The organism is Nocardiopsis flavescens (assembly GCF_900141985.1).
Taxonomy (GTDB): Bacteria; Actinomycetota; Actinomycetes; order Streptosporangiales; family Streptosporangiaceae; genus Nocardiopsis; species Nocardiopsis flavescens.
In genome coordinates this window covers 52,922-71,889 of record NZ_FQZK01000021.1, presented here as the reverse complement: position 1 = coordinate 71,889, position 18,968 = coordinate 52,922, and the positions used below count along the sequence as shown (strand labels likewise).

At 73.5% G+C, this 18,968-nt stretch carries 18 protein-coding genes; 12 read left to right on the top strand and 6 right to left on the bottom strand.

What is annotated here, in order from left to right:
• Window positions 1–148 precede the first annotated feature (148 nt).
• On the top strand, window positions 149–1,543 hold the full coding sequence (locus tag BUE45_RS25240) for a hypothetical protein (RefSeq protein ID WP_084737816.1): 1,395 nt from the start codon (window positions 149–151) through the stop codon (window positions 1,541–1,543).
• 1 nt (window position 1,544) lies between these two features.
• Here the strand turns inward: BUE45_RS25240 and BUE45_RS25235 are convergent, their stop codons facing one another.
• Window positions 1,545–1,970, bottom strand: a complete 426-nt coding sequence (locus tag BUE45_RS25235; protein ID WP_073382589.1) for a YchJ family protein — start codon at window positions 1,968–1,970, stop codon at window positions 1,545–1,547.
• Between the two features lie 129 nt (window positions 1,971–2,099).
• On the opposite strand from BUE45_RS25235, the gene BUE45_RS25230 reads away from it, so the two are divergent.
• The 4 genes from BUE45_RS25230 to BUE45_RS25215 all read left to right on the top strand — a co-directional run bounded on the left by BUE45_RS25230 (window position 2,100) and on the right by BUE45_RS25215 (window position 5,030).
• A complete protein-coding gene (locus BUE45_RS25230) occupies window positions 2,100–2,585 on the top strand; it encodes a hypothetical protein (protein WP_073382586.1) in 486 nt (161 codons plus the stop codon).
• An 85-nt stretch (window positions 2,586–2,670) separates the two neighbouring features.
• The gene (locus BUE45_RS25225) at window positions 2,671–2,874 is read left to right on the top strand and encodes a hypothetical protein (RefSeq protein ID WP_143173477.1); all 204 of its coding nucleotides are present in this window, start codon (window positions 2,671–2,673) and stop codon (window positions 2,872–2,874) included.
• Between the two features lie 821 nt (window positions 2,875–3,695).
• Entirely contained in the window at window positions 3,696–4,427 is a 732-nt protein-coding gene (locus tag BUE45_RS25220) for a class I SAM-dependent methyltransferase (RefSeq protein ID WP_073382581.1), read from the top strand.
• A 168-nt stretch (window positions 4,428–4,595) separates the two neighbouring features.
• Window positions 4,596–5,030 (top strand): hypothetical protein, encoded by a 435-nt coding sequence (locus BUE45_RS25215; protein WP_073382578.1) that lies wholly within the window; start codon window positions 4,596–4,598, stop codon window positions 5,028–5,030.
• Between the two features lie 195 nt (window positions 5,031–5,225).
• Here BUE45_RS25215 and BUE45_RS25210 read toward each other — a convergent pair whose 3' ends face one another.
• Window positions 5,226–6,083 carry a DeoR family transcriptional regulator gene (locus BUE45_RS25210; RefSeq protein ID WP_073382576.1) on the bottom strand — a complete coding sequence of 286 codons (858 nt, stop codon included), beginning with the start codon at window positions 6,081–6,083 and terminating at the stop codon, window positions 5,226–5,228.
• A gap of 564 nt (window positions 6,084–6,647) precedes the next feature.
• Here BUE45_RS25210 and BUE45_RS25205 point away from each other — a divergent pair.
• The 4 genes from BUE45_RS25205 to BUE45_RS25190 all read left to right on the top strand — a co-directional run bounded on the left by BUE45_RS25205 (window position 6,648) and on the right by BUE45_RS25190 (window position 11,433).
• Window positions 6,648–8,033, top strand: coding sequence for a hypothetical protein (locus BUE45_RS25205; RefSeq protein ID WP_073382573.1), 1,386 nt, complete (start codon window positions 6,648–6,650; stop codon window positions 8,031–8,033).
• Between the two features lies 1 nt (window position 8,034).
• Window positions 8,035–9,450 carry a GntP family permease gene (locus BUE45_RS25200; RefSeq protein WP_073382571.1) on the top strand — a complete coding sequence of 472 codons (1,416 nt, stop codon included), beginning with the start codon at window positions 8,035–8,037 and terminating at the stop codon, window positions 9,448–9,450.
• A gap of 97 nt (window positions 9,451–9,547) precedes the next feature.
• Window positions 9,548–10,786 carry a 3-oxo-tetronate kinase gene (gene otnK / locus BUE45_RS25195; protein WP_073382568.1) on the top strand — a complete coding sequence of 413 codons (1,239 nt, stop codon included), beginning with the start codon at window positions 9,548–9,550 and terminating at the stop codon, window positions 10,784–10,786.
• A complete protein-coding gene (locus BUE45_RS25190) occupies window positions 10,783–11,433 on the top strand; it encodes a class II aldolase/adducin family protein (RefSeq protein WP_073382565.1) in 651 nt (216 codons plus the stop codon). The genes otnK and BUE45_RS25190 overlap by 4 nt, the downstream gene beginning before the upstream one ends.
• Window positions 11,434–11,859: 426 nt before the next feature.
• Here the strand turns inward: BUE45_RS25190 and BUE45_RS25185 are convergent, their stop codons facing one another.
• Together BUE45_RS25185 and BUE45_RS31460 are read right to left on the bottom strand one after the other, a co-directional pair.
• The gene (locus BUE45_RS25185; protein WP_143173476.1) at window positions 11,860–12,849 is read right to left on the bottom strand and encodes a hypothetical protein; all 990 of its coding nucleotides are present in this window, start codon (window positions 12,847–12,849) and stop codon (window positions 11,860–11,862) included.
• 79 nt (window positions 12,850–12,928) lie between these two features.
• Window positions 12,929–13,282, bottom strand: a complete 354-nt coding sequence (locus BUE45_RS31460) for a DUF2399 domain-containing protein (RefSeq protein WP_245833463.1) — start codon at window positions 13,280–13,282, stop codon at window positions 12,929–12,931.
• A 182-nt stretch (window positions 13,283–13,464) separates the two neighbouring features.
• Here BUE45_RS31460 and BUE45_RS25175 point away from each other — a divergent pair, with 182 nt between their 5' ends.
• Together BUE45_RS25175 and BUE45_RS25170 are read left to right on the top strand one after the other, a co-directional pair.
• Entirely contained in the window at window positions 13,465–14,136 is a 672-nt protein-coding gene (locus BUE45_RS25175; protein ID WP_245833460.1) for a hypothetical protein, read from the top strand.
• Window positions 14,137–14,191: 55 nt separating this feature from the next.
• Window positions 14,192–15,289, top strand: coding sequence for a helix-turn-helix domain-containing protein (locus BUE45_RS25170; RefSeq protein WP_073382557.1), 1,098 nt, complete (start codon window positions 14,192–14,194; stop codon window positions 15,287–15,289).
• A gap of 31 nt (window positions 15,290–15,320) precedes the next feature.
• Here BUE45_RS25170 and BUE45_RS25165 read toward each other — a convergent pair whose 3' ends face one another.
• Window positions 15,321–15,680 carry an MmcQ/YjbR family DNA-binding protein gene (locus tag BUE45_RS25165; protein ID WP_073382555.1) on the bottom strand — a complete coding sequence of 120 codons (360 nt, stop codon included), beginning with the start codon at window positions 15,678–15,680 and terminating at the stop codon, window positions 15,321–15,323.
• Window positions 15,681–16,283: 603 nt separating this feature from the next.
• Between BUE45_RS25165 and thpD the strand changes: the two genes are divergently transcribed.
• Window positions 16,284–17,192: an ectoine hydroxylase gene (thpD, locus tag BUE45_RS25160; protein WP_178378651.1), complete on the top strand. Its 909-nt coding sequence runs from the start codon at window positions 16,284–16,286 to the stop codon at window positions 17,190–17,192.
• A gap of 121 nt (window positions 17,193–17,313) precedes the next feature.
• Here thpD and fxlM read toward each other — a convergent pair whose 3' ends face one another.
• Window positions 17,314–18,579 carry a methyltransferase, FxLD system gene (fxlM, locus tag BUE45_RS25155; RefSeq protein ID WP_073382550.1) on the bottom strand — a complete coding sequence of 422 codons (1,266 nt, stop codon included), beginning with the start codon at window positions 18,577–18,579 and terminating at the stop codon, window positions 17,314–17,316.
• Window positions 18,580–18,968: the final 389 nt, after the last annotated feature.

The following is an 18,968-nucleotide window of genomic DNA, read 5'->3' as shown; positions in this document are numbered from 1 at the left end:
CCGCACCGCCCCTTTTCCCGACGAACGCGCCGTTCGCCGCCCCCGTCCCCCGGGATTTCCGCACCAATGTCGCGGAAACCCACCCGCGACCCGCCTCCGGAGCGATAGAGAAGGTGACGTCGGTCCCCCTCGTAAGGAGAATCCGGGAGTGGACACGCCCCTGCACCAACCGCCTTCGGACCCGCCCCGGGTCTCGGCCCGTCCCGTGCGCCTGCATCCGCGGACGCAGCTGGCCTTCGCCGCCTCGCACTGCCCCCTGTACGCCAACGCCCTGGCCCTCGCCCGCTGGGCCGGCCCCACCGTCCCCGTCACCGCACGCGGATTCCCCGACACCACGCTGATCCACGAGGCCGTGCGCACCCTCTCGCTGTGGCCCGCCGACCACACGGCTCCCCCTCTCGGGCGGGCCGCCGACGGCGGCGGGGCCGACCCGCCCACCCCCGCGTTCGCGCTGCCGTGGTGGGAGGCCGTCCGGCTCGGCATGGTCGAACTCGCCGCCGGACAGGCCCGTCCCGCACCGGACCTGGAGGAGCGGGCCCGCGACCCCCGGCAGATCCTCCTGTGGTGGAACGACATGTTCGAGACCACCGTCGAGAGCGCCCGCGGCGACCTGACCACCACCGAGCCGGGCACCACCGGCCCCGACCTGCTCCCCCTGGTCCTGCGCTCCCTGTACGAGGCACCCGACCGCTCCCGCGTCCCCCTCACCGACCTGGTCGCCGACCTGCTCGCCGACCCCGGCGCGGTGCCCGTGTCGGCGCGGGTCCGCCGCCGCCTGCCCGACCTCCTCCTGCACATGCTGTGGCAGCTGGCCGAGACGGGCGCCGTCCACCTCGACCACCGCCGCCCCGGCGGCGGCCCGTGCCTGGTGCGGCTCACCCCGCTGGGCCGCTACGGGGTACGCCAGATCCTGCTCTCGGTGGGCGTGCCCGCCCCCCTCATCGACGACATCGGGCCCACGGGGGCCGCCGAGTTCCTCGACTCGCTGCGCTCCTACTCCTCCGACGGCCGGCTCATCGCGATCGACTCCTGGCTGGCGGCCCGCACCCCGGCGCGCGCCCTGCGGGAGGTGTGCGAGGCCGTCGACCGCCCGGGGGTGGAACTGCGCCGCTGGGACGGGGCCGCCGTACTGGACCTGACCAGCTCCTACCTGGGACCGCAGCTGCGCGGCCTGCTGTTCTGCGACCGGCCCGCCCGGGCCCACCTGGCGGCGATCGTGCTGCTGGGTTCGCGCATGCTCCGCCAGGACGAGATCGACCGGATCATGGCGGGCCGCGGCCCCTGGGTGATCGTGGACATGCTCGCTTGCGCGCTCTCCGCCGGCGAGGAGGGCCTGGCGGACTTCCTGGCCTCCCCGGCCACCGGCGGGCTGGAGGCCCTGCTCCTGGACGACACCGACCGGCTGCGCCGCGCCGGGCACCCCGACACCGTCGGGGTCCTGGAGGCGCTGGGCCGCGTCCACCCCGACCCGGCGCGGGCCGCCAGGGCCCGCACCGCCGCCTCCCTGGTCCGCTCCCTGCGCCGCCCGGACCAGGCGGGGTGACTCAGGCGGGCAGGGCGTCCAGGTACACCCAGGCACCGTCGAGGCGGACGAAGCGGCTGTGCTCCACCATCTCGCCCACCCGGGCGCCCTCCCGGTAGCGGGCCCGGAAGCGCACCGTGCCGTCGCTGTGGAAGGGGGTGCCGCCGCCGGTCTCCAGGATCTCCAGGCCGGTCCACTCGGTGCCCGGGTCCGCCTCCACCCGGGCCGGCCGGGTGTCGGGGTGCCACGTGCGCTCCAGGTAGGCGCGGTCGCCCACGGCGAAGGCGCTGTAACGCGAGCGCATGAGCGCCTCCGCGGTGGGCGCCGCCCGCTCGCCGCGGTGGGCCGGCCCGCAGCAGGAGCCGTACCCTCCGCCCCCGCAGGGGCAGGGGCCGGTGTCCAGGGGCCGGGCCGGAACGGTGCTGTGGCGTGCTCTGCGCTGCGACATCCTCCCATTGTGGGCCCCTCCGGCGCCCCGGAGCCCCCGGCCCCGCCCCGGAGAGGCCGCGCCCGCCCGCCGCCTCCGCCGACGACCCGTTCGGTCCCGCGCCCCGGCCGCAGGCGCGACACTGGTCCCATGACCTCCTCACCGGACCTGCCCGACGACCTCCTCCCCGACGCCGACCCGCTGGCCCTGCTGGCCGACCCCGGCGTGGTCCCCGACCGCGCCGAGGAGTACACCGCCGCCGTCCGCGACCTGGTGCGCGAGGTGGAGGCGCTGTCCGGCCTGGAGGAATGGGCCTCCGCCGAGGCACTGGCCCGCCGCGCCATCGTCCTGATCGACCGCACCGTCCCCCTGCTCGCGGACCCCGGCGCCCCGGCGGCGGAGGCCGCCGCCCTCGTCCCGCTGCACGCCCTCGCCTGCGCCCGCTCCGGACTCGGCCCGGACGAGGTGGCCCGCTGGCTGCTGACCGCCCAGGCCAACGGCCAGGAGGTGCCCGCCCTGTCCGCCGGGGCCTACGCCGAGGCACTGGGACCGGAGGGCGCCGCCGGCTACACCGCCTCCCTCGCCGCCCTGCACGACCTCGACCCCGGCACCGCGGCCCGCCTGGACACGGACTGACCCGCCCTCACACCGCACGGACCGCGCCCGCGTCGTGGGCCACCCGTCCCCCCACCACCGTCGCCCCCACCTCGACACCCCGGTGATGGCGCAGGCCCTGGCCGCGGCCGGACAGGGGGTGTGCGTGGTGTCGGGCCCGCCTGCGTTCGGCCTGCACTCGGCAGGGATCCGCGCGACAACGGGGGCGCTGGAGGCATCATTGTTCGCGGGCTGGGACCCGGAACACTACGCACAGGACGAGATCTGCTCATTCCTGGACCGACTGACCGCATGGATGAGCACACGCTGACCAATTCGCCACCTTTATAAGGTAGATCACACATTTAAAGCAAAACCCCCAAATCCCACCCGGCCCACCCACAGGGGCTGTCGGGGCACGCTCCCACATCCTCCGCCCCGGGGGATTGTCCACCCTCTCGGAGCCCCCGACCACAGCCGGAGGGCATCGCTCTCACCCCAGGCCGCGCGGGGTGAGGCCGCGGGTATCCGCCCGGCCCGCCGCAGGGGGTGTCGGGACACGCTCCCGCCTCCTCCGCTCCAGGGGGTGAGACGAACTCCGAGGTCTCCAAAAGGATCACCCCATGGAAACGGCGGTCTGTGGTCGCGCCCGACCAGGACCTTTGGTCTCCAAGACGGTCACCGCTTGGGAAGGTACAGACCGGCGGAGCCGGATCCGCCCCCACGATGCAACGGGCGGCAGACCGCCGGGCAGGCGCGTGGGGCTCACATCCGAAGTGGTGGGGGCGTGCTGTCCGGGGGCGGGTCCGGGCGAGGCCTGCCCCGCCCCACCACGTGGAAACGGAGGAAGGGTCCGACCAGGAGCGCACGGTCGCTCCCGACCTCGCTTGGAACACCGACCACAGACGCAGTAACCCGCACCGAAGCACCCACCCGCACCCGACGCGACCCTCCCGAGCCATCAAAGCGCGGGACCACCGGCCGGGACGGAAACCCCCAAACCCCCACCCAACATTCCACACCCAAACCACCCGAAAAGAAAAACCAAATTCCCCGACCACACCCCGGAGTAGTATTCCAAGAAGCCCTTCCCCCCTCCAAAACAACCCCACAAAAACCCCACACCAGAAACCAACAGGAGGAAAATAAAAAATGCCTACAGTCGAATGGAACCGCAAGGCGTGGGGCAAAACGCACTCATGGGACCAGCAGGGCGACGAGTGGTCCTTCATGGCCTCCCACTGCGGCCAGCCCTACGGGAAATGGAAGGCCTCGCTCGTCGAGACCCTGCTCGTCCCCGGAGCCTCCCGCGGCCCGTCCCTGGAGATCGGCCCCGGCCACGGACGCTGGACCGAGCACCTGCTGGAGCACTCACCCGGCGTGTGGATCGTGGACGTCAACGAGAACTGCCTCGACCACTGCCGTGAGCGGTTCGCCGACCGCCCCGGCCTGCGCGTCCACCACACCGCCGACTGCGGCATGGACCCCGTCCCCGACGCCTCCATCGCGTTCGTGTGGTCCTTCGACGTCTTCGTCCACCTCGACCCGGACGTCGTCACCGGCTACCTGGCGGAGATGTCTCGGGTCATGGCACCGGGCGCGGGCGCCGTCATCCACCACGCGGGCAAACCCGACTGGACACTGCGTCTGTCCCCGCTCACCCGCCGCACGGGACGCCCCGGCCGTATCGCCCAGCGGTGGATCAGCCAGCGCCGCTGGCGCGACGACGGCAACCGCTCCGACGTCTCCCCCGAGGCCTTCGCCCGCTGGGCCGAAGCGAACGGCCTGGAGGTCGTCGAGCAGCGAGGCTCCTGGGGAGACCGGGGCCAGCACACCGTCGCCAAGTACCGCGACAGCATCACCGTCCTGCGCAAGCCCGCCTGACCGCGGACCCGGGCCGGCCGGTCACGCGCTCCGCCGGACCGGTCCGGCCCCGAACGACCCACCCCTCCACACCTCACCCACCCACCTGATCCGTCCCGCCCACCGCCCCCACCAAAACGGCCTGTGGACAACCCGATTCAGACAGGTCGGAGCGCACATACTCGGACCATGCTGACTTCACGCGCCCGCATCCTGCTGTCCGCTCTCCTGAGGGACCTCCCCGACCGGCACCACATCCTCACCCTGCACACCGGACACCCGGTCTCCACCTCGGTCGTCCTGCACACCGGCGGCTGGGACATCGAGCACCCGCCGGTGGTGGAGCGGCTGTCCACCGTCCTGTCCACCGGCCGGAGCGGCGCGGTGGTCCTGCGCAGCTTCACCACGCGGATCTCCCACACCCTCACGGACGGGACGGAGGTGCCCGTCAAGGTCGTCCGCGGCTGGCGGGCCGCCGACCACACCCTCACACCCCTGGACGAGGCCGAGATGTTCGACGCCCACTGCACCGACGCCGCATCGGGCGAACCCGTCCCGCCCGAGCGGGGGGTGGAGTTCGCACCCGCCCCGGCCGTCGACCTCTCCGCCTTCCACACCCCGTGAGCCCGCGCCGCGGCGCCACCACCGCGCCCACCGCGTTCACACCCGCACCCGCCACGCCCACCGCGTCCGCGCCAGCGGCCTCCGCCTCCGCCTCCACACCAACAGGCACCGCGTCCGCGCCGACCGCTGCCCCTTCCACACCCACCGGCACCGCACCCACCGGCAGCGACACCACCACACCCACCCCCGCAGGTCTCAGGCCGGCAGCGTGGAGGCCCGGGGCCCGTCCTCCCCAGGCTCCCCGTCCTCCCCCGGTTCCCCGGCCCCCTCCGCCTCACCGGGGCGCCGCGGCACCGCGACCTCCAGGGAGACGCCCAGGTCATGTACGGCGCGCGCCGCGGACTCCGCGAGGCGGTCGTCGGTGATGATCGTCGAGAACCGGCTCAGCGCCGCCACCTTGAAGGTGCCGAAGGCCCCGTACTTGTCCGCACCCGCCACGAGCACGGACGTGGAGGCCGCGGCCATCGCCGCCCGCTTGACCGCGACCTTCTCACGCGAGGGCGTGGTCGAGCCGCGGTTGAGGTCCCAGGAGCTGGTGGAGACGAACGCGGTGTCGATGTTGAACTCGGCGACGGTGGCGGCCGCGATGTCCCCCACCGAGGAGCGGTTCTCGCGGTCGATCAGCCCGCCGACGAGGAACAGGGTGACGTCGGGGTGGTCGCTGAGGGAGGCCGCGGTGGTGATGTCGTTGGTGATGACCGTGAGTCCGACGACGTTCCACAGCAGCGGCACCAGGTGGCCCAGCGTGGTCCCGGCGTCGAGGTAGAGGGTCTGGCCGTCACCCACCAGGGCCGCCGCGATGCGGGCCATCGCCCGCTTCTCCTCGATGTCCACCCGCGACTTGTCCAGGTAGGAGGGCTCCGCGCGCACCTGGGAGACCAGTTCGACACCACCGGGGACCGAGCGGACGCGCCCCTCGCCCTCCAGCGTCATGATGTCGCGGCGCACGGTCATGTGGGATACGCCGAGGATGTCGCAGAGTTCCCTCACGCTGAGCACCCCCGTGCCGCGCAGCTCCCGCAGTAGCAGTTCACGCCGTTGCGCCGGGATCATCGTCCTCCTTCGGGTCCGTCTCACCGGACATGGTAATCGAGGGTTACCAGATGATCCCAGATGTGAAGAAGCGGTCCTGCCCCGCGCGTGCCCTACCGCCGTGGGGACCACCGGGGCGCGACCGGCATGCGCAACGCCGCCGGGAACCGCCGTCGGGGCCCGGCACACAGCCCTCGGGCGCACACCCGCAAAAACCACTGGTGACCTGCCCCGATACTGGGTCAGGGCCCGCGCATACGACCCCGCGAACCCGACTCCGGGGCCGACCTTCCGCCGGACTTCCTGCACAGCCCGCGAAAACCCCGTGCGCCGCGCACCGCACGGGCGTCCCGGAGCAAGGCCACAGCCCAGACACCGCCCCGACACCGCCACGAGTCCGAGCACATGCACCACTCCCGGGTGCCCCCCGAGGGACATCCGAGCATCATGTTCCCGGATGGTAACCAGATGATCTCAGATGTGATGATTGTTGACTCGCATGTGCATGCAATGTTAAGACTTGGGTCATCGCCGCTGCGAGTCGCCACGACGCGCGCTCTCCGCCAGGCGAGAGAAGGAGAACCCATGCCAGACACCGACGCCACCGTCCCGCCCTCCCCCGTGCGGTACGCGCTCACCGGAGCGCGCGGCGGATTCGCGCGCACCCTGCTCGCCCAGACGAGGCACATCGAACGCCTGCGACCGGCGGTCCTGTGCGACCTCGACCCGGAGGGCACCGTCGCCCTGTGCACCGAGCTCGGCTACGACCCGGCCGACCTGCGGGTGTGCACCGACGCCGCCGAACTCGCGGCGGGAGGGGACGACCGCATCGCCGTGATCGCCGACGCCGCCCTCCTCGAACACGCCGCCTACGACGTGCTCGTCGAGGCCACCGGCAGCCCCCGCGCCGGGACCCTGGCCGCGCGCACCGCCATCACCACGGGACACCACGTCGTGATGGTCTCCAAGGAGGTCGACTCCGTCTCCGGGATCGCGCTGGCCGACCTCGCCCACGAGCGCGGCGTCGTCTACACGCCGGGCATCGGCGACCAGCCCGCCAACCTCATCGAGTGGTACGAGCGCACCCGCCGCCTGGGCCTGGACGTCGTCGCCGTCGGCAAGTCCGGCGAGTACGACCTCGTCTTCGACCCGGCCACCGGGCGCGTGCGCCAGCTCGACCAGGAGATCGACGCCCCCGGCCTCGCCGGCCTGCTCACCCTCGGCGAGGACGTGCCGGCCACCCTGCGCGCCCGCGCCGAGGCGGTCTCCGGCCTCAGCCGGTCCGCCGCCGCCGACTACTGCGAGATGGGCGTCGTCGCCAACCACACCGGCCTGGTCCCGGACACGGAGTCACTGCACTACCCCGTGGCCCGGGCCGCCGAACTCGCCGACGTCTACGCGCTCGCCGAGGACGGCGGCGTGCTCTCCCGCCCGGGGGCCGTGGACGTCTTCAGCGTCCTGCGCCTGCCCGAGGAGGCCTCCTTCGCCGGCGGCGTCTTCGCCGTCGTGCGCACCGGCGACCCCGTCACCTGGGAGATGCTCGCCCAGAAGGGCCACGTGGTCTCCCGCTCGGGCCGCTACGCGTGCCTGTACCTGCCCTACCACTTCATGGGCGTCGAGACCCCCCTGAGCATCCTCGACGCGGCCGACCACGGGCGCGCCGCGGGACTGCGCCGCCCCGCTCCGCACGCCGTCCTCGCCGGCCGCGCCCGCGGGCCGCTGGCCGCGGGCACCCGGCTCGACATGGGCGGGCACCACCACGACGTGACCGGGGTGGCCCCGGTCCTGCTGGACACCGCGCAGGCCCCCGGGGACGTCGCGCCGCTGTACCTCGCGGCCCACGCGACCCTGGCCCGCGACGTCCCCGCCGGCGCCCTGCTGCGCCTGGACGACCTCGCCGACGCCGACGGCGACCTCCTCGACGCCTGGAGCCACGCCCGGGCCGGCTTCACGAACGATCGGAACCGGTGACATGTCCGACCTCTACACCCTGGGCGCGTTCCTCGCCGCCATCGTCGTCCTCGTCCTGCTGATCGCCCGGTTCAAGGTCCACCCGGTGGCGACCCTCTTCATCGTGGTCGTCACCCTGGGCCTGATCCTGGGCATGGGCGGCGAGGGCACCATCGAACTCGTCAAGTCCGGCTTCGGCAACACCCTCGCCAACGTCGGCCTGCTGATCGTCTTCGGCTGTGTGCTCGGCAAGATGCTCGAACTCAGCGGCGCGGCGCTCAAGATCACCGAGACCGCGCTCAAGATGTTCGCCGAGAAGCGCGTCCCGTGGGCGATCGCCCTGGCCTCCGTCGTCCTGGGCATCCCGCTGATCGCCGACACCGCGGTCGTCATGCTCATCCCGATCGTGTCCGCCCTGGCGTACCGCACGGGCATCTCGATGATGAAGCTCGGCCCGATCCTGTACATCGGCGCCTACGTGATGACCTCGGTCATCCCCCCGGGCCCCGGCCCGCTGGCGTCGGCGTCGCTGCTGGACGTGTCGATGGGCGAGGCCATCCTCTACGGCCTGATGGTGGGCCTGCCCGGCGTGCTCGCCGCGACGGTCTACCTGACCACCATCAAGACCTACGTCGCCCCCAAGCCCGAGTTCGTCGAGCACCTGGTGAGCGCCGGCTCCGGCTCCGGCGACGGGTCCACCGCGGGCTCCGGCGGTGACGGCGCGGGCTCCACCGGCGGGACGGACGGCGGCGAGGACGCGGCGGACGCCCCGCGCGTGAGCCTGCTCGGCGCCCTGGTGCCGATCCTGGCTCCCATCGTCCTCATCGTGTTCGCGTCGCTGGCCGCCCCCGTGCTGCCCGAGGGCTCCTGGATCACCTCCACGGTCCTGTTCGTCGGCGAGCCCACCCTTGCGCTCTTCCTCGCCTGCCTGCTGGCGCTGCCGCTGTTCCGCGGCCGCTGGCGCGACAAGGAGACCCTCAACGACCTCTTCGAGTCCGGTCTGCGCATCGCCGCGATGCCGCTGGCGCTCACAGGGGTCGGCGGCGCGCTCGCCACCATCATCCGGGAGACCGGAGTGGCCGAGAGCGTGGCCGGGAGCATCGAGAGCACCGGCCTGTCACCGGTGATCATCCCGTTCCTCGTCGCGGCCGCCGTGTGCACCATCACCGGGTCGAACATCCTCGGCGTGATGACCTCGGCCGCCATCATGCAGCCGCTGCTGCCCGCGCTCGACCTCTCGCCGCTCGTGGTCTACCTGGCGTGCGCCACCGGCGCCCAGATCATGAAGCACGCGAACTCGTCGGGCTTCTGGGTGACCACCACCCTGTCCAACATGACCGTGGGCCAGGGCATCCGCTCCATCGGCATCGCCTCGGCGATCTCCGGCGTCGTGGGGTTCGCGGTGCTCTACGCCATGATCGCCGTCGGCATCGTCTGACCCGGCGGCACCCCCGAACGGGCGGCCCGCGCCCCCGCCGCACGGCGGGGGCGCGGGCCGGCCCGCCGAACGAGAGAACCCAGCACAGGAGGACACCATGGCGACCCTCGGCGTGATCGCCGACGATCTCACCGGCGCCACCGACATCGCGATCGCCCTCACCTCCGCCGGCCACCGGACCGCCGTCGTCCTCGGGGAGGGCGTCCCGATCGGGGACGCCGCCGCCGACGCGGACGCCGTCGTCGTGGCACTGAAGTCGCGCACCGCTCCGGTCGGGGAGGCCGTCGCGGCCTCCCTGGAGGCCCTGGAGCGGCTGCGCGGCGCCGGATGCGAGCGGTTCTACGTCAAGTACTGCTCCACGTTCGACTCCACCCCCGAGGGCAACATCGGCCCGGTCTGCGAAGCGGTGCTGGAGGCGCTGGAGGAACGGGTCACGGTGATCGCCCCGGCTTTCCCGGCCAACGGGCGCACCGTCTACCGCGGGCACCTCTTCGTCGGGGACGACCCCCTCGACGAGTCGCCCATGCGCCACCACCCGCTCACCCCGATGACGGACTCCAGCCTGTCGAGGCTGCTGGAACCGCAGGTGTCGCGCGGCGCCGACGACATCGCCCTGGTGCCCTGGCCGGTCGTCTCCCGCGGAGCCGGGGCGGTGCGGGAGGCCGTTGCGCGGGCCCGCGAGGACGGGGCCCGGTTCGTCGTCGTCGACGCCGTCTCCGACGAGGACCTGCGCGTGCTGGCCGCGGCCACCGGGGACCTGCGCCTGCTCACCGGCGGCAGCGCCCTCGCCCAAGGGCTGCCCGGCCCGCACCCCACCGGCCACCGGGAGACGGTGCTGCCCGGCGGACCGCGGGTGGTGCTCTCCGGCAGCGCCTCCCGGGCCACCCAGGGCCAGGTGCGCCACGCCCTGGCCGCCGGCTCCGGGCTCCACCTGGCGCCCGCGGCCCTGCGCGCAGACTTCGAGGGCTCCGTGGCGGGAGCGGTCGACGCCGCCCTGCGCGCCGGGACGGCCCCCTTCGTCGTGTACGCGACCGCGGCGCCCGACCACGTCGTGGACACCGGGGACGCCCCGCTGCTGGAGGAGGCCCTGGCCGAGATCGCCGTGCGGCTCGTCCGGTCCGGGGTGCGCGCCCTGCTGGTCGCGGGCGGGGAGACCAGCGGCGCCGTCGTGGGCCGGCTGGGCGTGGGCCCGCTCGCGGTGGGCACCGAGGTCGACCCCGGGGTGGCCTGGATGCTGGGCCGCGCCGGGGACGGCGGAGACCTGCACCTGATGCTCAAGTCCGGCAACTTCGGCCGCGAGGACCTGTTCGTCCGCGCGTGGGAGGGGGTGGCGTGAACCCCGCACTGCGAGAGGCCGCCGAGCAGCTGTGCGCGGCCGGGCGCCGCGCCGTGGGGCTGGGCATGAGCCCGGGCGCCTCCGGCAACGTGTCCGCGCGCGTGGACGGCCTCACCCTGATGAGCCCCACCGGCGTCCCCCTGGACGGCCTGGAGCCCGGGGGCCTGTCCGTCGTGGACCGGGACGGGGGCCTGGTCTCCGGTCCGCCGCCCTCCAAGGAGCTGCCGCTCCACCGGTCGATGTACGAACGGCTGCCCGAGGCCGCGGCGGTGGTGCACCTGCACTCGCCGCACGCCACGGCGGCCTCGTGCCTGCCGCCCTGGTCGGCCGGCTCCGCCCTGCCCCCGATCACGCCCTACCTGGTGATGCGGGTCGGCCGGGCGCCGCTGGTGCCGTACTCGGCGCCGGGGAGCGCCGGCCTGGCCGACAACCTGACCGCCCTGCCGGGCCGGTTCCGGGCGGCGCTGCTCGCCAACCACGGCTCCCTCATGGCGGCCGGCTCGCCGGCCGCTGCCCTGGAGGGCGCCGTCGAGCTGGAGGAGGCCTCCCGGATCGTCGTGTCCCTCCACGGCCGGGAGTACTCCGTGCTGGCGCCCGAGGACGTGAAGGAGCTCACCGAGCGGTACGGGACCACCTGGGACGTGTGACCGCCGCACGGCGGGATCGCGGCCCGGCGACTCGGCGGTACCGGGGGCAGGGCGCGCGGCGCCCCGGGGACGCAGGGGCGGGCCGGGGCCCGGGGGTCTCCGGGGCCCGGCCCGCTCCCCCGACACCGCGCTCCCGGGGAAGGGGCACAGGCCCCGGACAGGGGGACGGCGCTCCCGCGCACACCCCGGGGCCCCGCCCGGCACCCCGGCGCCGCGCCGCCTCTCCCCGGAGCCGGCGCCGGGCCCGCGAACGGCGGTGCAGCTCCCCTGGACGGCGGATGTCAACGCAGGAGACCCTGCGGCCCGCGGATGTCGACGCAGGACCCGCGGAGACCGGCACCCGTCCGCGAACGGCGGTGCAGGCCCCCCGGACGGCCGCGCAGGACCCGCGGCCCCCGGCGGGCGCTCCACCGGAGGCCGCAGCGGTCACGCCCGCAGCAGCACGGCCGCCAGCGCCGCCGCGGGGCCCTCGCCCCGTTCGGCGAACCCGCGCAGCAGCTCCGGATGGCCGGCGCCGCGGGACAGCGCGCACACCACCGCCACCGCGTCCTCCTCCCGGCCGACGGACAGCGCCGTAGCGGCGAGCCCGCGGGCGGTGTCCGCGTCCAGCCCCGCCTCGCCGCCGTCCGGCCCGGCGGCGACCGCCCGGCGCAGCGCCTCCAGCGCCGTGCCGTGCCGCTCCACCACCCACTCCGCCAGGTTCCCCGGAGCGGCCAGCAGGACGTGCCCGTAGTCGTGCCGGAGCTCGCGCGTCGAAGGGTCCCCTGGAAAGTGCAGCCCGCAGGCGTACATGTCCAGCCAGGTCTCGTACCAGGCGGGGAAGTCCACCCCGGGCGGGAACGTGGGCGGGCGCTCGTCGTTCCAGGTGGCGACCACCCGGCCGCGGGCCCGCCCGCGGACCACCAGCTGGACCGCGTACCCGCAGCCCAGCTCGCCCAGCCGCAGCAGCCCGGGGTACTCGCCCCAGGTGTCGTCGGTCCAGCCGACGACCTCCTCAGCCCAGTCCGGCCCGTACTCGAACACCCGCGGCCACGGGGCGAGGTCGTCCACACGGCCGTGCCGGGCACGGGTGCCGTCCGCGTCCTCACGGGCGGGGACGAGTGGGAAGGGCGCCCCGTCGGCCCACTCCCCGGAGTCCATCCGGGCCCCGGGCGACCGGCCGTCCCCGCCGCCGTAGGCGCCCACCGGCCGGTCGTACACCACGCCGCCGTCGGCCACGGCGGTCACGAACGCCCGGTAGCCCTCGGGCAGGGCGATCCCGTCCGCCTCCTCCCGGGCCGCCACGGCCTGCACCGGGGCGGGCGGGAACAGCGGCAGGTCCCGCGCACCGCGCCCGCGCAGCCACCCGTACTTGGCCCTGATCCGCCGCAGCCGCCGTTGCGTCTCCCCCGCCGTGTGCTCGCGCGTCGCTTCCATGGCCGCCACCCTGCCCGCCCCCGCCCCGGCCCGCCATCCCTTTTCCCCGCCCGCGGGGCCCGGTTCCGGAAGCGGCCGGTCACGGTTCCCCGGACCCCAGGTCGTCGAGCAGGCCGGGCAGGACGTTCTCCTCCTCCACCCGGACCCCGCGACGGGTCATCACCTCCGCCAGGGGCGGGTCCCAGGGCGTCGGACCCGGAGCACCGCCCAGGGGGCGCCCGGGCCCCGAGACCACGGCGGCCTCGTAGTCGGCGGCGGTGAACCGCCACGGCTCCCACGGGACCCGGCCGGCGACGGTGGTCGGTGACCAGCCACGATGGTTCCCGTGGCCGCATGCGGACACCTCCGGTGCCGATGCGGGATCACACCCCGGGGCGAACGGCAGGGCGGCCGCGCCGCCCAGCGGGGCGCCGGCCGCAACGGCTCTGGCCACGAGAGGACGGGACGCCCCGGGGCGTCCAGCGGTTCGCCCGCCCGCGCCGACCGCCCGCGAAATGTCCGAGGCGCCGGGCACCATGGACGGCACCGACACCCCCAACCCGCCCTCGTCTCGAAGAAGTCCGACCACGGTCGCGGTAGGTCCTCTTCGGGCGCACCGACCCCGAGAGGTGTCCTTTGCTGATCGCCGCACACGACCGCACCCGGCGGGACGACCGCCTCGCCGCCCTGGGCACCTCCTGGCCGGTCATGGAGAAGGCCCTGCGCATGAGCGAGGCGGGTCTGCGCCGGGTGACCGCGAGCCACGGCCGGACCGCCTCCGGCCAGTACGCCTACCACGAGCGGCTCGCCGCCCTGCGGTCCGAGCAGAAGGTCCGGTACGGCTGGGAGAACGTCAGCCACCTCCAGATCGACCTCACCGTCGACCCCGCGCACACCGTCGGCATCCAGACGCTGAGCGGGGACTCCAACACCGGGAACCCCGAGGCCGTCCCGCGCAGCCAGCACCCCCGGGGCCCCAACGGGCGCCACCTGCTCACCGACGAGAGCGCGTTCGAGCAGCTCTCCCTGCCCGGGCTGCCCGAGGAGTTCCTCCCCCGCCCCGTGGAGCCGTCCGACCTCGACGGGATCCGGGTGTGGGTCCTCCTCACCTACCGAAAGCCCGAGACCGACAGCGGTCCCGTGAAGTGGCATAGTGAACTGTCCCGCCCCGGCCCGCCCGACGAGCAGGGGTACCTCACCTCCTGGCACGAGCGCATCCTCTTCCCCGCACTGGAGATCGGAAGCGTGGTCTTCCCCGAGGACGGTGAGGGGATGGAGCCGATCGACATCCCCGTCGGCTTCCGTTGACGACCGCCACGCCCGGGGACGCCGCCGGGCCCGCAATCGACAGGCAGCGCACACCATGGTCACGCCGTCCCGCATCCGACTCGCACGGGAGCGCAGGGCGCTCACCATGGCGCGGCTGTCGGCCCTGACGGGGATACCGCAGCAGCGGCTGTCCGACTACGAGAACGCCCGCACCTCCCCCACCGGGGAGGCCCTGGGCAGGATCGCCGGGGCGCTGGGCTTCCCGGCGGGGTTCTTCACCGCGGACGAGGTAGAGGAGGTGGCCTCCGAGGCGGTGGCGTTCCGCGCGCGGACCCGGACCTCCCTGCGCAAGCAGCGGGCCGTCCGCTCCCAGGCGGCCCTGGCGGTCGAGTTCAACGACTGGCTCACCGAGCGGTTCTCCCTGCCCGAGCCCAACGTCCCCACCTACGGCAGGCCCTCCCCCGAGGACTGCGCCGAGACGGTGCGCGCCCTGTGGGAGCTGGGCGACACCGCGGCGCCGAACACGGTGCACCTGCTGGAGGCGCAGGGCCTGCGCGTGTTCTCGCTGGACAGCGAGCACCACGAGGTCGACGCGTTCGGGTTCTGGCGCGACTCGGTGCCCTACGTCTTCCTCAACACCGCCAAGAGCGGCGAGCGCGGGCGGTTCGACTGCGCCCACGAACTCGGCCACCTGGTCATGCACGGGGACGAGCGGCCGCTCAGCGGACCGGAGGCGGAGCGCGAGGCCAACCGGTTCGCCAGCGCCTTCCTCATGCCCCGGGCCGACGTGGTGGCGCGCATGCCCTCGGGCGCCCAGGTCGACCAGATTCTCAAGGCCAAGTCCATCTGGCGGGTCTCGGCCATGGCCCTGACCCACCGGCTGCACGACCTGGAGCTGCTCACCGACTGGCAGTACCGCTCCACCTGCCGCCGGTTGGCCGAGATGGGGTACCGCACCGCCGAACCGGACGGGATCGCCCGCGAGACCTCGCAGATCCTGCCCAAGGTCTTCGCGCTGCTGCGCTCCCGGGGAACCACGCCGAGCGGGGTGGCCCGGGAGCTGAACATCCCGCTCTCGGAGCTCGACTCCCTCATGTTCGGGCTGTCCCTCACCTCGCATCCCGGCCGGGGCACCGCCCCGGGGCGCCGGAGCGAGCGCCCCGTGCTGCGCGTGGTCCCCGCGCCGCGGTGACGGGGGCGGCCGACCGGCCGCCCCGCACCGTTCAGGCGCCGACCAGCTCCTCGGGCGTGGGCTGGACGGGGTGCAGCTCCTCGGGCGCGGTGTGGAACCAGGCCTCCAGGAGGAGTTCGCTGAGCTCGTCCAGCTCGATCCCGTCGAGGTGGACGACCACCCACCCGTACCCGCCGGCGGTGAACTGCACCTCGAACACCTCGGGGCGCTCGGCCACCAGGGCCTTCTGCTCCAGCAGGGTCTGTTTGAGGCCGACCGTGGCGGTGCGCGGCCACAGGTAGCCGAACGGCCTTCCGCGCACCCGGAAGGTCGTGTACTTCTCACCCTGCTGCCGCTCGCCCTCGGGCAGCGCCTTCACCAACCGCAGGAAACGTTCGATCTCGACACCCATGGAACGAGCCAACCACAGCCCACCGACAGCGGGTGCGCGCCCGCGGTCCCGTGCACCCGCACGGCGAAATGCACGGCCATTCCACCGCCGCAGATCACGCCACTCCCCTTGCCATCTGCATCACCGCATTCAACAAATCCACCATCCGATACCCGCGACCCTGCATTCGCTTTTCACACCTGAATGCACACGCCCTGGAACGCCCCAATGTCAGCCGCCTGGCATTTATGCACCGACCTCTGCACCGGATTCATGTGAGCTAGCGCATAGCACAAGTGTGCAACGGAGCGATCGGATCCGCCTTCAGGGGTTCACAAGGCGACGAACTGGTATTACTCCGAAGAGTGAAGGGAGATGCACCCCGGGCCCCCTTCGCAGGTGAGCCGATCGGACACGGCGGAAATCCCCCGTCCGAGCCCGCAAAAAAGACGGACGGAAGGATCCCGGCCCATATAGTAATCGAGCCCTACCCAGCAGATAAACCGCCAAACCCCGCACCCGAAAGGTCGCCGCCTCCCCACCCCCCGCATTTGTTAAGTTCCCGTATCGGCAGGAAAAACCGTCGACCACGGAGAGGATGAGGCCCCGCAAGGGGATTCGGCCATGACTCTGCAGATGGATGTTCCCGCATCGACCGCCGACGAGTACCCCACCCGCAAGGCCCCCGAACCGGCCCTGCTCGACCGCAAGGACCCCGTCCTCTGGGGCACGGGTGAGGGCCCCTTCACCCGGGAGGTGCTCGAAGGCTACGACCGCCGCGGCTACACACAGGTCGAGGCGTTCGTCACCGGCGCCGAGGTCGCGACCTACCGGGACGAACTCGACCGCCTGGCCGCCGATCCCGCGCTGCGGGGCGACGAGCGCCTGGTGGTCGAGCCGACCTCGGAGGAGGTGCGCTCGGTCTTCGACGTGCACAGGATCAGCCCCGTGTTCTCCGACCTGGTGAACGACCCGCGCCTGGTGGAACGTGCCCGCCAGGTCCTCGGCTCCGAGGTGTACGTGCACCAGAGCCGCGTCAACTACAAGCCGGGCTTCGGCGGCGGCGCCTTCTACTGGCACTCCGACTTCGAGACCTGGCACGCCGAGGACGGCATGCCGCGCATGCGGGCGTGCAGCTTCTCGATCGCCCTGACCGAGAACTTCTCCCACAACGGCGCCCTGATGATCATGCCCGGATCGCACAAGACGTTCGTGTCGTGCGTGGGAGAGACCCCCGAGGGCCACTACCGCTCCTCGCTGAAGAGCCAGCAGGTGGGCACGCCCGACGGCGGGTCGCTGTCGCTCCTGGCCGACCGGCACGGCATCGACGTGCTCACGGGCGGGGCCGGAGGGGTGACCGTGTTCGACTCCAACTGCATGCACGGGTCGGGCGGCAACATCACCCCGTTCCCGCGCTCGAACGTGTTCATCGTGTTCAACAGCGTGGAGAACGCCTGCGCGGAGCCGTTCAGCGCGCCGTCCCCGCGCCCGGAGTTCCTCTCCTCCCGGGACTTCACCCCCGTCGGCCGCTGACCCCGCCGGGCCCGGCCGGGCGCGGAGCCTCCCGGCCGGGCCCACGAGGACGCCCGTCGACGACTGCAAGTTCGGGACCTATAGCGCGCCCCGCCCAGTGGCACCGGCACCAACACCTCGCTCACTCCCGGGTGTCGGCCTTCCAGTCCAGAGCGTGGTCGTGTTCGGTCCGGTCCCACAGGGCGAGCAGGCGCGTGTGGCGGGTACGGATCACCCCGTCGGCCCCGGGCAGGTCGGGATGGGCCAGGAACCGCGGCCCGGGGCCGTTGCGGTGCTCACGGTCCCAGACACGAACGTGCTCGGCCAGGGCGGCGGCCGTCTCCTCGGCCCGGGGGCCGTGCCCGCACGCCACGTACTCGTACGCCTCGGCGGGGTCCGGGACCTTCGGGAGCAGCAGGTAGGCCAGGGTGGCGCCGTCCCACACCGCCGGGATGGCGTTCGGGACCATGGGGCGGTGGACGAAGTCCTCGGCGGTCCCGGTCAGCAGGCCGAACCCGGACAGCCCGGTCATCCACATCTGGAGAGTGCTGAACGGCTCCATCCCGCCGATGCGCACCCCCGACCGCACCTGGTGGGCAGAGAGCGCGAACACCCCGGGCAGTGCCTTGGGAGCGGGCACCGGGTCGGCGTCGGTGACCAGCTCCACCGCCCCGGTGACCGGAACCATGCGGGGCGCGGGAGCACCCGCGCCCTGCATGGGCACGAACCCGGCGTGGTTGCCGGTCTCCCCCACCAGCAGATCGCCGCCCTGTTTGGTGAACACGGTGATCCGCTGGTGGCCGCGCACCCCCAGCGGCAGCACGAGGCGGCCGCCGTCGACGAGCTGCCCCGTCCAGGCCGGGGGCAGGTCGGTGGCGGCGACCGTCACGATGATCCGGTCGAACGGGGCGCCCGCCGGGTGGCCGTGCTCGGCATCGCCGACAACGGCTTCCACCCGGTCGGAGTGGCCGGTCCGGGCCAGGAAGCCGCGGGCGCGTTCGGTGACCACGGGGTCGATGTCCATGGAGACGACCGTCCCGGTGGGCCCGACGACCTCGGCGATGAGGGCGGCGTTGTACCCGCCACCGCCCACTTCCAGCACGCGCATGCCGGGCTCCAGGCGGGCGCGCTCCAGCATGAGGGTCTGCACCCAGATCGCCGAGACCGAACTGGTGGCGCCGCCGCCCTCGGCCCGCCGGGTGATCAGCACGGCCCTGGGGTCGTAGACCTCCTCCAGCGGGAACTCCGGGGCGAACGCGTGGCGGGGCACCGCCCGTACCGCGCGTTCGACCTCCTCCGAGCGCAGGGCGCCGACGGTTCTCAACCGCGTGACGGCCGCTTCGAGCAGTGCCTCGATCACGGCCGGGTCGTGGTCCGGAGCGGTGTCCGCGGTCTCAGAGGTCGTCACCCGGGCAGGTTAACCGCCCGCGGCCGGGGTGCGGGCGGTTTCACGCGCATCCGTCGGCTCCGGTCCGCCAACGGGCGCGGGAGGCGAACCGACGGCCGCTCCGCGGTCTCCCGGTGGAGTCCCCGGCGGTTTCGCCCCCGAGGGTTTTCACGGGGCCGACTCGGGAAGGGAGGGCTCCCCCTCCAGGCCGTGGCGTCACGGGCTTCAGCGCACCGGTGAACCGTTCGGCTCCAGCGCTGTCGGTCCTCGCCCGGCCAGGGGCACCGCGCCCCGCCGGTACCGCGAAAAGCACCGGCCCGCTCGATCTCCCGGATGAAGGAAACCGGCCGCGCCCGGCGGAAGTTCCGGGCGCAGCCGTGGAAGCAAGGGTGAAGGGGAAGGATCCGGAG